15 protein-coding genes are annotated in these 14,841 nt (G+C 45.2%); 7 read left to right on the top strand and 8 right to left on the bottom strand.

The window, feature by feature from the left end; genetic code table 11:
* Positions 1-114: 114 nt before the first annotated feature.
* The gene (locus tag DKT73_RS16725; RefSeq protein WP_111639689.1) at positions 115-1,002 is read right to left on the bottom strand and encodes a flagellar protein MotY; all 888 of its coding nucleotides are present in this window, start codon (positions 1,000-1,002) and stop codon (positions 115-117) included.
* 95 nt (positions 1,003-1,097) lie between these two features.
* On the opposite strand from DKT73_RS16725, the gene rnt reads away from it, so the two are divergent.
* The 7 genes from rnt to DKT73_RS16760 all read left to right on the top strand — a co-directional run bounded on the left by rnt (position 1,098) and on the right by DKT73_RS16760 (position 10,477).
* Positions 1,098-1,766: a ribonuclease T gene (gene rnt / locus DKT73_RS16730; RefSeq protein WP_111639690.1), complete on the top strand. Its 669-nt coding sequence runs from the start codon at positions 1,098-1,100 to the stop codon at positions 1,764-1,766.
* Between the two features lie 65 nt (positions 1,767-1,831).
* Positions 1,832-2,218 carry a YbaN family protein gene (locus DKT73_RS16735; RefSeq protein WP_111639691.1) on the top strand — a complete coding sequence of 129 codons (387 nt, stop codon included), beginning with the start codon at positions 1,832-1,834 and terminating at the stop codon, positions 2,216-2,218.
* 26 nt (positions 2,219-2,244) lie between these two features.
* A complete protein-coding gene (locus DKT73_RS16740; protein WP_157959199.1) occupies positions 2,245-5,739 on the top strand; it encodes a DUF748 domain-containing protein in 3,495 nt (1,164 codons plus the stop codon).
* Between the two features lie 313 nt (positions 5,740-6,052).
* Entirely contained in the window at positions 6,053-6,313 is a 261-nt protein-coding gene (locus DKT73_RS16745) for an HP1242/YdcH family protein (RefSeq protein ID WP_111639693.1), read from the top strand.
* Between the two features lie 196 nt (positions 6,314-6,509).
* Entirely contained in the window at positions 6,510-8,669 is a 2,160-nt protein-coding gene (locus DKT73_RS16750; protein WP_111639694.1) for a TonB-dependent siderophore receptor, read from the top strand.
* A 175-nt stretch (positions 8,670-8,844) separates the two neighbouring features.
* Positions 8,845-10,215, top strand: coding sequence for a prephenate-dependent tRNA uridine(34) hydroxylase TrhP (gene trhP / locus DKT73_RS16755; protein WP_111639707.1), 1,371 nt, complete (start codon positions 8,845-8,847; stop codon positions 10,213-10,215).
* 10 nt (positions 10,216-10,225) lie between these two features.
* Complete coding sequence (locus DKT73_RS16760) at positions 10,226-10,477, top strand: YfhL family 4Fe-4S dicluster ferredoxin (protein WP_111639695.1); 252 nt, start codon at positions 10,226-10,228, stop codon at positions 10,475-10,477.
* A 76-nt stretch (positions 10,478-10,553) separates the two neighbouring features.
* Here the strand turns inward: DKT73_RS16760 and DKT73_RS16765 are convergent, their stop codons facing one another.
* The 7 genes from DKT73_RS16765 to DKT73_RS16795 form a co-directional block, all read right to left on the bottom strand.
* Positions 10,554-10,838, bottom strand: a complete 285-nt coding sequence (locus DKT73_RS16765) for a type II toxin-antitoxin system RelB family anti-toxin transcriptional regulator (RefSeq protein WP_111639696.1) — start codon at positions 10,836-10,838, stop codon at positions 10,554-10,556.
* A gap of 18 nt (positions 10,839-10,856) precedes the next feature.
* Positions 10,857-11,303 (bottom strand): thioredoxin TrxC, encoded by a 447-nt coding sequence (gene trxC, locus DKT73_RS16770; protein WP_111639697.1) that lies wholly within the window; start codon positions 11,301-11,303, stop codon positions 10,857-10,859.
* A gap of 142 nt (positions 11,304-11,445) precedes the next feature.
* Positions 11,446-12,135, bottom strand: a complete 690-nt coding sequence (locus tag DKT73_RS16775; RefSeq protein WP_111639698.1) for a hypothetical protein — start codon at positions 12,133-12,135, stop codon at positions 11,446-11,448.
* A gap of 329 nt (positions 12,136-12,464) precedes the next feature.
* Positions 12,465-12,650, bottom strand: a complete 186-nt coding sequence (locus DKT73_RS16780) for a hypothetical protein (protein WP_111639699.1) — start codon at positions 12,648-12,650, stop codon at positions 12,465-12,467.
* Between the two features lie 134 nt (positions 12,651-12,784).
* Positions 12,785-13,120 carry a branched-chain amino acid transport AzlD family protein gene (locus DKT73_RS16785; RefSeq protein WP_111639700.1) on the bottom strand — a complete coding sequence of 112 codons (336 nt, stop codon included), beginning with the start codon at positions 13,118-13,120 and terminating at the stop codon, positions 12,785-12,787.
* A gap of 2 nt (positions 13,121-13,122) precedes the next feature.
* Positions 13,123-13,845 (bottom strand): AzlC family ABC transporter permease, encoded by a 723-nt coding sequence (locus DKT73_RS16790; protein ID WP_111639701.1) that lies wholly within the window; start codon positions 13,843-13,845, stop codon positions 13,123-13,125.
* Positions 13,842-14,372 (bottom strand): helix-turn-helix domain-containing protein, encoded by a 531-nt coding sequence (locus tag DKT73_RS16795; RefSeq protein WP_111639702.1) that lies wholly within the window; start codon positions 14,370-14,372, stop codon positions 13,842-13,844. The genes DKT73_RS16790 and DKT73_RS16795 overlap by 4 nt, the downstream gene beginning before the upstream one ends.
* Between the last annotated feature and the right edge of the window lie 469 nt (positions 14,373-14,841).

Here is a 14,841-nt window from a genome sequence, read left to right on the forward strand (position 1 = left end):
CTGTAAGTGTAAGATCTCGATTCTTGCTTAGCAAGTAAAAAGCCCCAATTTGCTCAGATAAATCGGCAAACTGGGGCCTGAAAACGGTTTTCAAACAGGTTCCAAGTTAGAATATCAACTCTCATCGACTTTTTCTAAACGAATCGTCACACGACGGTTCCGTTCTCGCCCTGAGGCCGTATTGTTCGGCATCGCTGGGTATCGATCACCATGATAACGAGAAATGATTTTTTCTGCCGGCACCCCTTTCTCTAAAAGATAAGACGTCACCCTTTCAGCACGCTCTTTCGACAACTCACGGTTGTCGCGACGTGAACCTATAGAATCGGTATGACCGTCGATATAAATGTATTCCACGCTAGGGTCGGAAGACACATAGAGTGCCACAAGATCCAAACGCGACTTGATCCGATCCGTCAGATTCACCCCATTGGTAGGAAATAAGGCCGCCGTTCTCGCGATTTGATCATAGTTGACCGGCAACAAGCTGGCTAAACAGCGTCTAAACTCCGTATAAGCGGGTGCAAAATTAATGTTCGATAACCCGACTTCGATGGTTTCACGACTGTTTTCCCACGCGGTTCCCGCTACCACAGGATGGCGACCACGATCCAAACTGGTCAACATTCTTTCAGCCACTTTGCCACCCACCTCCACGGTTAAACCGTAGCCTGGGTACGACAAAATATCTAACGTCTCGGGCTTCACTCCTGGCGACCAATCCGGTGCTTGAGAAATAATATACACTTGTCCTGGGCCCAACTTTTCATTTTGCGGCTGCAAGATAAATTTCATTGGCTCGCCCGCTTCTTTGATAAAGTGACCTTCACCATAATTCGGCACTGGATGCGTTAAACTGCATGAGAATATATCACCGGAAAGCAGCCACTCTGAATCCGAAATACCAGATTGGTAATGAATAATGGCGTTGGCCTGCGCAAATGGCATTGCCATGGTGAGTAAAAATGTGGTGCGAATTAGAAGTTGTTGGGGAATTCCCATTTAGACATCTCGTTCAAGCATTATCAAATGTGTTATGATCCGATCCTATTGTATACCGTTACTGTTGATCAAGCGGCAGAATTAAGGACCTTCTTTTGTCAAACCATGAAATCAAAGATAGATTCCGCGGCTTCCTACCTGTTGTTATCGACGTAGAAACCGCAGGCTTTAATCAAAAAACCGATGCTTTATTAGAAATGGCCGCCAGCATCCTGCGAATGGATGAAAATGGCGACATGTATATCCATGAAACCTTAGAGTTTTTGATAAAACCATTTGAAGGTGCGAACCTTGAAAAAGCCGCACTCGACTTTACTGGCATTGATCCTTTTGCTCCTGGTCGCCAAGACATACCGGAAAGCGAAGCCATCAATCAAATGTTTGCCAAAGTGCGCAAAGAGCTGAAATCCGTTGGCTGTAAACGAGCCATATTGGTTGGCCACAATGCGGCATTCGATCACGGTTTTTTAAATGCGGCGATTGAACGTGCGGACATTAAGCGCAACCCATTCCACCCTTTTTCTAGCTTTGACACAGCCAGTCTAGCGGGCTTGGTATTTGGACAAACTGTGCTGGCCAAAGCCTGTGAAGCGGCGTCTATTCCGTTTAGCAACTCAGAGGCACACTCTGCAAAATACGATACCGAAAAAACCGCAGAGCTCTTCTGTGAAATGGTCAATCGTTTAAAACGTCTTGGTGGCTGGCCACTTGTCGAAAATGCAGAAGAAGAGAGCATGGAAGCTATTTTCCATTCTGGAAAATAGCGCCATAATAAAAACGAGCTTAGTCATAAAAGCTCGTTTCTCTTCTCACTAAGATGGGCCTGCCTATGCAAGGAAAGCGAATTCTATATCTGCTACTGGGATGGTTCTCTCTCATTTCTGGCATTATTGGTATTTTTTTGCCTTTGTTGCCCACGACCCCATTTGTATTACTGGCGGCATGGTGTTTTTCTAAATCGTCTAAACGATTTCATTCTTGGTTGCTCAATCACAAATTTTTTGGTCCTATTGTGCATGATTGGCAATCCTCCGATGGCATTCCACGACGCGCACGAAACCGCGCTATTCTGTTCATGTGGATCGGCATGACTATCTCTATGGTTGTTGTCTCGCGTTTTTGGGCAACCATTGGACTGCTTATAATCGGTTTATGTGTCATGACTTACTTACTGCGCATGCCAGTTCGTTCAGAAGACAACGACAAAACTCGCTAATTTTTACAGGTATTTTGACAAGCTTTATGATGATGACACGCCGACACTTTCGCCACTTTATATTCTACCCATTTGCGGGCGTAACAGCGCTTATTACCAGTTTATGGTTGGCGACACCTTTTATTGCGGAACACTATTTAACGTCTTACATTCAACAACAAGGGCAAGCACTGTCGATTGGCAAACTAGAAGTCGATTTTTTCCCGCCTAAAATCGATATAAAAGACGTTGTTATTCAAGATAACACCCAAGAGACGCTCACGCTCAAACGCGCGATTGTTGAAGTGGAGATATGGCCTCTTTTCGCTAAAACCGTCCACTTATCTGAAGCCAAAATTGAAGACCTACACTTGGTCGTGACCCAACTAGAAAAAGATTGGATCGTTGCGGGTATTAACACCGCACAATTCATTACCCCAGAAGACCAACAACCGCCGGAACAAGAGTCTGAACCTGCAACGCCTTGGGCAATCACACTGCCCTCTTTTTCATTTACCAATAGCCAAGTCAATCTATCTCGTCAACCAGACCTCAATTTGCCTTCAACATCAGACACCCTTGTCTTGAGCAATTTATCGGTCAATGACTTATCTGGACAAGGGTTAAGTTGGAAAGGCGATGTTTCCCTTTCCGCGTTAGTGAACGAAGCAACGCTGTCCTTAACCAGTCAATTTGACTACTCGCCAGAACAAGCCACTGCGGACATCGATATCACCAAGGTATACCTACCGATTCAAAGTCTGCGTCATTTTTTGCCCTCACCCTACCATGAAGGCAAAGGACAAATAGACATAACGGGGCGTCTTCAATTTTCACAAACACAGGCCAATGGCGCACCTGTTTTTGACATTAAAAACCTAACACTCAACACACAAATTGACGAATTGGAATTGCCTCTCAATCAACAAGATAAGGTCACCACAAAATCCACCTCTTTTGCGCTGTCGCAATCGGCCTTGCAATTCAGCTCTGCTGATAAGTTAATGGCAGCAGGCACCCTTGATTTGCGCTCAGAACACTCTTCTTTTACACAGGCAGAACAAAAAGTTGCCTTTGATGCGCTGACCTTAAAAACGCCGTTTACTATCGAACAAAGCGAACTTGGGTTAACAACCACAGGAACCTTGGAAGCACAACTCGATACGTTTAGCTTCACCCAAGCACAAATCACGGCACAACTTGCTAAACTGTCTCTAAAAACCCCTTTTGATATAAAACAAGACAGCACTGGCTTCTCTACGAAAGGAAATATTGAGGCACAACTAGCGCAGTTGTCTTACCACCAATCAGATCAAAAAGTACAACTTGATACACTTTCATTAACGACCCCATTTAATCTGCAACAAGGCGAACAGGGGTTAGCAACAACAGGGACATTGGATACACAAATAAACGATCTTGCGTTCACCCAAGACGACTTGCAAGCTCAGTTTGACACACTGACCCTTACCTCTCCATTCGATATTAAACAAGATGCACAGAGCCTCACATCGACTGGCGATATTGCATTAACGCTCAACAGCGTTTCTTTCGCGCAAGCGGATCAAAAAGCACAATTTGATCAATTGACGCTTAACACCCCCTTTAGTGTGAAGCAAGATGAGCAACTCGGTCTTACCGCCAATCTCAACACAACAGAATTGAACCTAAACACGTTAAGCCTTTCACTCGATAGCCTTGCTCTGCAAAACAAACAGCTCGTCATGTTATTGGATAACGTGTCGGTGAATATGGATCCCCAGAATATCCTCACCGCTGCCTTGTCCACAGAAATACGCAGTAACAATCTTGCTGTGCAACAGGCCGGAAACACGGCCAATTATGATGTGTTCAACTTATCAAACACGCTCAACCTGAGGAAAGAAGGCGAGAATATTTCGGCTAAGAACGCTCAATTAGACATTAACATTGAAGGGTTAACCGCCACAGAAAGCAATGAAAAACAATTGTCGTTAGGTCGTGCCACACTGACTGCCGAGCAGCTCGATGTCGAACAAATGAATCAGCAGCCGCCCGCCATAACAGGCAACAATATCACCATCACCAGTGAGTCAGTCGATAGCCTGCTCAGTGATAAAAAACGCCTCGCTTCTTGGCGTAATGCAAATATCAACGGTCTTTCATTCACCCAGCAAAACTCAGACTTTGATGCCTCTTTCGCACAATTAACCATAGCAGACTTAATCGTCTCAGAACCGATTTCAGAAGCGGATAACAAGCAAACACAGCCAGCACTAAGCCAGATTGGTAACATCCTGGTAGAGCAAGTCAATGCGACTCAAGATGGTGCAAAAATCCAACAGATTACTGTGGATTCGGCCAAGGTAAACTTGATATTGGATGCGCAGAAGCGCATAGAAAACCTTGTTTTTGTTGAAACTGAACAACAGAAACCGCCACAAACATCCGTTAAAAATCGCACGTCGCCTAGGGAAGAAGACGCGAAAAACGTCATTAAAAACACACAACAGGCAGAACAAAACCCTGCTTTCAAAGCGCCTTATTATGTGATTTTAGACGCTTATGACACCACTGGATCATCCAGTATTTATGTGCAAGATAACAGCATTTCGCCTGCCTTGCAGCGCACATTAGAAATCGACACCTTGTCTTTGCGCAACCTCAACACGCAAAAGAAAGATCAAGCCACAGTACTGGCGTTGAAAGCTCGCAACGGAAAATATACCACCTTACAAGGTGATGTGACCATTTGGCCCCTGGCCGAGAAACTGACTTTAGACAGTGAAGTGGTCATAAAAGAAGCCGAGCTGCCGCCCTATTCGTCCTACATCGCCACCGTTCTGGGGTATCAGATTGACTCAGGGCAGTTAGATCTTGACCTAAAGCTCAAATCTAAAAACGGCATACTGAGTGGCAATTCAAATATTCTGTTAAGAGAATTTGATTTAGGCGGTCGCCAAGACAGCAGTACGGTTATCAAGGCGGGCGCTGTACCGCTCAATATTGCCATTAGCGTTTTAAAAGACAGAGACAACAATATTGACTTAGATATTCCACTGTCTGGTGATATCGAAAACCCAGCATTTGGTTGGCAAGACTTCTTACTCTTACCGGTTCGAAAAGCACTCTTTAGCGCATCGAGTACTTATTTAATGCAAACCTTCGTGCCCTATGCAAACGTCATCAGCATTGCACAGTTTGCCGGAGATCAATTACTCAGAATTCGTGTAGAACCTCTGATGTTTACAGCACAAGACAGTGACTTAAATGAGTCTCAGGCGGTTTTCTTGCAACAGCTCACCGCTTTAATGAAAGACAAAAAAGACAGCCAACTAAAGGCCTGTGGTATCGCCAGTTATCTCGATCTGGGCTTGCAGAAGCCTCCCGTCGCGATCGATGATGACACTAGGGACAAGGCCAAAATGCTGGCGCAAAAACGTGCGGATCATTTAAAAGACTATTTGGTCAATGAAGGCATCGCTTCGTCACGCATATTTCTTTGTTCACCAGAAGTGGATCTGTCTAACAGCAGCAAACCAAGAGTCGAGCTCAACTTCTAAACCCTCTTCGCTCTTTATACCTGCCTAATCCCCCAGCTTTAACAATAATCACTGGGGGCTTTTTTATGTCAAAAAATCGCAAATAATTCCTCTAAACGGTGCAATCCTCCCCAGACACAAGCTCTCGCATTGAAAAATAAAAGAAACAGGCCATAACTATTATGGCAAGCCGTTAAAACAGCGAAACGCTAAAATCACAACAAAACCATGGGTTCTACTTTTTATAGAATGAGAAAAGTATGATCAGCATCAATAGCAGACCGACCTAACTGGGTTAGTCTTACACAAATGCTAGCAAGTATAGGAGGCAATCATGCCCATTGAAGATCATAGTTTAGTAAACGAATTTCCTGAGTTTAAAGACGACATCCATCAGCTTAAAATGGACGATGCGCACTTTAAAAAACTCTACGATGAATACAACCACCTAACCAAAGAAGTAGAGAAAATGGAACAAGAAATTATTCCCTCTACCACGATGGAAGAAGAAAAACTCAAGAAACAACGTTTGCAGTTAAAAGACACATTGCGAGGCTACATTAAAGCCTCCAGAGCCGCAGCCGAAAAAGCGTAGCTTCCAGAAGCCACCATAAGACCACACTCTGGTCTATGGTGGCGTATTTTTTTAGTCATTACTCAACGCACCACCACATCCCCATCAAGACAACTGAGTTTCTCTATTGTAAGTAATGTAAATCCATTCTCATTTGAAAATGACTATCATAACAATTACTATACACACCTCTCTCATCTTCAATCTGGTTTAAATTATGACGTTAAGAACCTCCTTAATGATGATGCAGGCTTGTGGCGTACTTGTCTTCTCCAGCGCACTTTTCGCGGAAACCTCAAGCAGCATTACCTATGATGACTATCTCAATGACTGGGATGCAAAAATTAAGGAAGGATCCGATGTAGAACTGCAAACACTTCAGGTACAAGGCCGCGCGCTGTCTCATTACAAAGAAGACGAAGCAGCACTAGCCACTCGCACCTCAACCCCAATAGATGAAACACCACAATCTGTTCAAGTGGTAACCGAAGCGCTCATTGAAGACCAAGCTGCGAGACAAATCACTGACTTGTATCGCTCTATTTCAGGCATGTCGCAAAACAACGTATCCACGGTGACGTTACGAGGTTTTAGCCAAGACGAAGTACTCTACGACGGTCTAAAAGGCGATCCTTTTGGTGACTTCTCCATTCCTCAACTGTTTACCATAGAACAGATACAAGTCCTTAAAGGCCCTTCAGGTGCTGTTTATGGTGCTGGTGAACCTGGCGGTGTCATAAACTATGTGACGAAAAAGCCGAGCTACGAACAGAAAAATACCCTAAAAGTCAGTGCGGGTAACAAAGACTTCCTAAGCGGCAGCATTGAGTCGTCTGGCCCTGCCAACGAGGACGCCTCACAACGCTACCGTGTTGGTATCTACTCCGACGGCCAAGATTCTTATCGCAACAATGTCGAAGAAGAAAACCGCATTATTGACCTCGGTTACGCTTGGGACATAGACAGCAATAACACACTCACCGTTCAGTACACGGACATTCATCAATACATTTCTGGCGCCCGTTTACGGGGTATTCCTACTGATGACGAGGGCAATTTCCTAGCAGACACCTCATGGAACAATAATGAGAAATCCGACTATCAAGAACTGGATGCACAAGTCTTTCAAGCGCGCCTAGACCACAGCATCAACTCATGGCTAGAGAGCAATGTGTCTGTTCGTTACTTCGAAAACACCGAAACCCAGAAATATCATGAAATCAGTAAACTAATAGACAGCGATAGCGATGGCACAGTAGATTCCACTCAGCGTCAATACCGTGACCAAGTCCGCACTCGTAAAGGCATTACGTTGGCTGGCAATCTAATTGCAGAGCTAGGCGATCATACCGTATTGGTTGGAAGCGATTATTTCCATCAAAAAAATAGCTTTCTATACAGCTATGCAAACAAAGCCGACGGCGTATCTAATCTTAGCTTAACAGACCCTACCTACGGCCAAGACGAAGTTAATAGCTATACCATGCATTTAAAAACGGATGAAACCACAACCACCGATCGCCTAGGACTTTATGTTCAAGATCAATGGAAGCTAACAGAGCGTTTGGATTTATTGACTGGGATACGGGTAGACCGTTTCGAGGAGCAATACCAAGATTACACCACCAGCGCAGGCAAACTAGACTACAACGACACAGGTTACTCCAGCCGCATTGGTGCAACGTATAAAATCAATGGCAATTGGAAACCTTACACTTCTTTCTCGACAGGTTTCGTACCGCAAGACGCGGCCGACCAACAAAAATCGGCCGATGGCAGCTTGTTTGACCCAGAAGAAAGCCAGCAAGTCGAAGTCGGTGTACGCAGCTATTGGTTTAACAATAAACTCAATGTCAACCTTGCTGCATACCACATTGTTCGTGAAAACATCTTGCAAGAAGACCCAAATAACAGCGACTTATTGGTTTCCTTTGGTAAAGTTCGCAGCCAAGGCGTAGAACTGGATATCATGGCAGACATCACTCCTCGCTGGGTCGCCAATGTAAGCTACGCCTATAATGATACTATCGTTAAAGAAGCCACCGATGGCATTCAATATGCCAGTGGCGACCGCTTTGCCAATACGCCGTATCATCAATTGGGCGCTTGGACGCGATACGACTTCCCAAGCATAGATTCCTCTATTGCTGTAGGTGCGGACTACGTTAGCGATCAAATCAACCGTCAGGGTCAAACCGTCAAACCTTATACTGTGTACGACTTGTCTTGGCAAACTCGCTATGAAGATTGGAAATTCCAGTTGAACATCAAAAACTTGTTCGATAAAGAATACGCCGTCAGCGGCTTCACAGAAACCATAGGCTCATTCGTGGGTGAACGACGTCGCGTTTACGTCACCGCCGCCTACGACTTCTAACAGCACGAGCAAGGACAGTTCAAGGAGCCATCGATGCCTTTAACTGTCCTCTTTCCATAATGACTTTTGACCTAGATCAACCATACCTTACTTAGCCAACGAATGCCTTCCTCAGAGCTTGAGTTCAATCAACATGCAGGTAAACTCCGCCCGTTTTGATCGATCGGTGAACCTCATGTCTCAAGAAAAAGCCTTCATGCCAGAATTACTTTCTCCAGCGGGTTCGTTAAAAAACCTGCGTTATGCCTTTGCTTACGGTGCAGATGCCGTTTATGCAGGACAGCCACGCTACTCCCTAAGAGTACGCAATAACGAATTTGATTTAGAAAAGCTGGGAATTGGCATCAATGAAGCCCATGAGCTGGGCAAAAAACTTTATGTGGTCAGCAATATTGCACCTCACAATGCAAAACTAAAAACCTACTTGCAAGACTTGGCACCGGTTATAGATCTCAAACCAGACGCGCTCATCATGTCCGATCCTGGACTTATTATGATGGTGCGCGAAGCCTTTCCCGATCAACAGATTCACCTGTCCGTTCAAGCCAATGCTGTCAATTGGGCAACCGTCAAATTCTGGCAACAGCAAGGTATTTCTCGCGTCATTTTATCTCGTGAGCTGTCACTTGATGAAATCGAAGAAATCCGTCTAAAAGTCCCAGATATGGAACTGGAAGTCTTCGTCCATGGCGCGTTATGCATGGCGTATTCTGGACGTTGTTTGCTGTCTGGCTACATGAACAAACGTGATCCAAACCAAGGTGCTTGCACCAATGCGTGTCGCTGGGAATACAACGCCCACGAAGCAACACAAGACGAAACAGGTCAAATCATTGCTAGCAGCACAGCACCAACCTCTGCCGTGAAAATTCAGGAACCAAGCGATCAGCTCTTCTTACTACAAGAACGTGGTCGTCCAGACGAATACATGCCCGCGTTTGAAGACGAACACGGCACCTACATCATGAATTCAAAAGACCTACGCGCTATTGAACATGTCGAACGTCTGGTCAAAATGGGCGTGCATTCATTAAAAATCGAAGGCCGCACCAAGTCGTTTTACTACTGCGCCAGAACCGCACAAATCTACCGCCAAGCCATTAACGACGCCGTTGCAGGCAAGCACTTTGATAAGAGCCTGATGAGCGGCTTAGAAAACCTCGCTAATCGAGGCTACACCGATGGTTTCTTACAACGCCATCGACATGTGGATTTGCAAAACTACGAAACTGGCAATTCCATCAGCGAGCAACAACAGTTCGTCGGCGAAGTCATCGCCACTAACGACGATTCACTCACCATAGAAGTAAAGAGCCGCTTCAGTGTTGGCGACTCCTTAGAGTTGATGACACCGAAAGGCAATGTCACTTTTCCATTGGGCGAACTAAACGACAAACAAGGTCGCCCTATCGACGTAGCAAAAGGCAGTGGCCATGTAGTTTCTATCCCGTGTCCGCCAGGTATCGATGCTTCAATGGGTATCTTGCTAAGAAACTTAACGGAAGGGCAAACCACACGCCAACCACATGCCAGCGCGACGGTATAAAGGTTCAGCCATGGCATTACTCATTAACGATCGATGCATCAACTGCGACATGTGCGAACCCGAATGCCCAAACGACGCCATCACCATGGGCGCGAAGATTTATGTCATCGATCCCAATAAATGCACAGAGTGTGTTGGTCACTACGACCAACCCACCTGCGTCGCCGTCTGCCCTATCGACTGTGTGAAACCCGACCCAGACAGACGCGAAACAGAAGAAGCCTTATACGAAAAGTTTGTAGAGATGTACTTTGAGATTTGAGGTTCATGCTTGAAACTGAGAGTCTCAAAAATACTATCAGAATAGATAAGCAAAAAAAGATAAACAGAATGCTGTGTTAAACAAGCGCTCGCATAACAGCTTGTGGCTCTTTTGCCACCACATTCAACAATGCCAATGCTGGCCCATGAGGTGTACGATCGCCTCTTTCCCAATGCCTTAGAGTCGATACACTAATACAGAATTTCGAAGCAAATTCCATCTGAGTTAATCCAAGGTTGCGACGTAACTCTGTAACATCAACAGATTCTAAACGGTGTGTTTTAGCCGCAACCTCTTTGCCGTTGTTTAGATCAATCGCTTCTTTAAGCCCTTGGGCAATGCTGTCAAATGCGCTAATCATAATTTTTCTCCAAAGCAGTTAAACAGCAGGCAAGTTCTGAGCTAACCATTGCTGGAATTGTGCTTTCGGTAATGCCCCAGAGAGACGAGCTACTTCTTTGCCATGATGAAAGATCATTAGCGTCGGAATAGAACGAATATTGTAGCCGCCTGCCGTTGTTTGGTTCTGTTCGGTATCCAGCTTCAAGAAACAGGCCTTTGTCGACATTTCACCGGCTACCTGTTCAAAAATAGGCGCGAATTGCTGACACGGCCCACACCAAGACGCCCAAAAATCCACCACCACAGGCAAATCGTTGTCTACAGTATAACGTCTGAAGTTTTGATCACTGCCTTTAATAGGACTAGCAGAAAGAACCGGGCTCTTGCACTTGCCACAAAGAGGCTTGTTGTCCAGCTTGTCTTTCGGCACACGGTTCTTCGTTGCGCAGCTTTGACAAACAATTTGGATCGATGAATGGGTCATTTTAAGCCTCGTGATCAAGTACTGTTGTTCAGAAAAAAGAGATTAAATCGAAATACAACAAGATTGCCAACCCTAAAAACCAAAAAAACGAATCATTTGATCCGCTTTTGATAATACACACCACTCTGCTCAGACTATGGCACTAATCTTCAGCATCCGCATGAGACACCGCTTCAAAAGCGTCCATCTGCTCGAAATTTTCCAACCAAAAAAACGAACTCACCAAGCTAAATTGACGAGAGACACCATTGTCGGCTATTTGTTTTAACTGCCACACAATGCCTTTCGACTCGGGAAAGTGCTTACCTTTGATTTGGTCTTCATAAAGACGATTAATGAGCGCATCATCGCCTTGCCCACTCGCTAATAATCGCACAATAGCCGAATGCATAGAGGCGTCAAAAATCGCCATCTCTTCAACATGCGCTGCGGTGACTGTCAGCGTCATTTCAGCCCCTGTTGGCTTGGCAAATTTACCATTAAAGGCTTCACGTAAAAGCCCATAAGCATTAAAAAAGCGCTCATGATACAGGCAGTCTGGATATTCTTCCCATGAAGATTCATTCAACATATCGCGGCTCATTTGCTCAACCTTGCCACGGGACAACTTAGGGAATAAGTGAGTCAACACCACCACAGCGGCCTCTTCCGGCTTTAGATCACTCAGCGACATCATGCACATTTCACGCCGCTCAGCCGCGTCCATCGCATCAACATCGTCGTCAAAACCCATCAGCGTCAGAAGCGCTTTATAATCCTCACCAGACCACGCATTTAGAATCTTATTTGTCTTCTTAAAGGAATCAACTTGAACCGTAAACTTTGATTGCATCGAGCACTCCTATGTGAACGCCAACATTGCAGAAAATAACGCTGGAAGGCTTTATAAATAGCCAATGATGATCTTATAAAAAAAACAGACCGAGCAACCAATGTACCCTGAGTAGAAGCAACATGCTATCCATAGAAAGAAATGTTTTGCAAAGAGATTACACAGAAAAACGAGGTGTCACGCAAAAAAGCATGGGCAAGATAAGAGACTCAGTCACACACTTAATACAGCAGTGCTGAGCCTTAAAAAAACGAAAGACAGAAGGAGAGCAACAAAGGGCTGAACCAGAGAATACTGTCTCTATCCTACTGGTTATCACCGATAAAAAATTACTTTTTGATAGGAAAAGTACGATACCAATCCAAATTATCCACTTCCATATCAACCGGTGCTTTGGCCACTTTTTCACGGCGTTTCAAAGCACTCACCAGCTTATCGAACAAACCGTGAAAACCAGTGATTTTTATCGTGTCTAACACGAGAGAGGATAAAGATTTGCTGTCGACTGCGCTCATAAAAATGACTCCGAATAACAGGACATAAGTAGATAAATTCTATTACGTAAGCCATTTTAATCGGAGGTCAGCCACCAAACAAACGATGCTTTTTCACGAAAATGCTGAGTTTTCTTCAACTATCTCAGTTGCCACTACAATATCAGCGTAACCACGCCAAATGCCACCACCCCACATAAAATAGGCAAGCCCATGGACCGTGTACGCGTCCAAACACCGAAGGTAACGAGCGTACCCACTCCAGTCGCCAACCAAGACACTGCGTCAGAATGAGCGGGGACCAAAGAGGTGCCAAACATCGCTGCCACCATGGTTGGCCCTAGTATTGTCAACCAAATTGGCATGGCGCCAATCCCCCCTTCCATTTGTTTTTTCGCCAGACTTCGCTTCATCCAAACATAGGGTAAAAGACGCAATAAATACGTGCCAACCGCAATACTGACAAGCGCCAGCCACATAGAAGTATCCATGCTTAGTGTCCTCCTACAATACGTTGATCTTTCAACGCATAAAACAACAACGCGCCACACAGAGCCGCCAATGGAATAGCGACATTCGGGTAACCTAACATTTTCAACGTCAGCGCCGTGACAGCAGATAAGGCAATGGTCAATGACCAGAGACGATTGTTGCAACGTGGGATGATCAACACCAGAAACAGAGCGGGCAAAGCAAAAGGCAAAATATCGTTTATTAAAGGCCAGCGCTGCGTCAACTCGCCACCGGCAACTGCCCCCAAAGCAGTTCCCGCAATCCAGCTTAACCAGGCTAACACTGCCGCGCCTGTGTACCAGCCTATCCTTGCCGATTCAGGCAGCTGAGGCAAACGGGCATGAGCCAGCGCAAAGATTTGATCCGTCAAGCCATGCATTAACGGCAACCACTTTTTGTCATGATTTAAATAAGGTGACAGATTGGGGCCGTAAACAACATGCCGAGCATTGATTAACAACGTCATGATAACCACCAGCCAGAGTGGCGCACCTGAAGCCGCCATGGCAACAAAGAGAAACTGTGACGCGCCAGCGTAAATAAAGGTAGAGATAAGAATGGTCTCTAACACACTAAAGCCAGACTGGATCGAAATCAGACCAAAAGAAATCGCCACCGGAATGTAACCACCAAGTAGCGGAATAGCATCTTTAACACCCTGCTTCCATGGTGTCATGGCAAGGCTTTGAGCTGTTGTATTCATAATAGAACGTCCTGTTTCGCATAAGTGATGATCATCATTAAGGTCGCCCATGAATCATCGGTTTGATAACGGTGTGGAACATCAGCCGCGAAAGTATGCGCTTTACCAATGTCCAAATACCGCAAGTCACTATTTTCACCCGCCAGCAATTTTCCACTGATCAAGGTAACGGTTTCCGTCGTACCAGCAATATGCGGTTCAGACTGCTTAATGGTATTGGGCGCGCAAGACATCCAATACACATCAACACGTGGATTACCGTCACCTTGGTCAATCAACCTAACCTGCACACCGTTTTCTCCTAGCGGTGATTCCACACTGGCGACCAGATCCCCAAAGGGAACATTCAGTTGCACCGCCAAACGCCAAATCGTTTCTAAAGTCGGATTACCCTCGCCCTGCTCAATCCGAGACAAGTTCGACTTCGCCAGCCCAGCATCCTGCGCAAGCTGGGACAAAGACAGCCCCTTTGCCATACGCAAGGTTTGTATATTTCGACCCAACGAGCCGAGAATCGGTTTATTCATCATGCTTCTCAAATTTGTTCTATATAAGGAACGTTCTATATAAAGAACGGAGGGATGTCAATGAAATTGTAGAAAATGGAGAGATTGAGAGGAAGGAAGCGAGTTAATCCGCTAACGCTTTGAGGGACTCATCTAACCCTAAATTATGTGCGATTGTTTTTTGTAGGTCGGCCTTTAGGCCGTCAAAACGTGACTTGTCATAATGCGCTCTTTGTCGGCAAATAACAGTCTACTCGATATCTAACTGAGGCAATGACAATACCCGCTGAACATCAAGAAACGCTTGCTTAGTGTAAGGCCCAAAAACAAACTCATCACCCTATTTTTCATCTGATCCTAAATTATGTGCGATTGTTTTTTTGTAGGTCGGCCTTCAGGCCGTCAAAACGTGACTTCTCATAATGCGTTCTTTATCGGCAAATAAGGGTCTACTCGAAATCTAACTGAGGTAATGATAATACCCGCTGAA

This window comes from Marinomonas shanghaiensis (assembly GCF_003259175.1).
Taxonomy (GTDB): domain Bacteria; phylum Pseudomonadota; class Gammaproteobacteria; order Pseudomonadales; family Marinomonadaceae; genus Marinomonas; species Marinomonas shanghaiensis.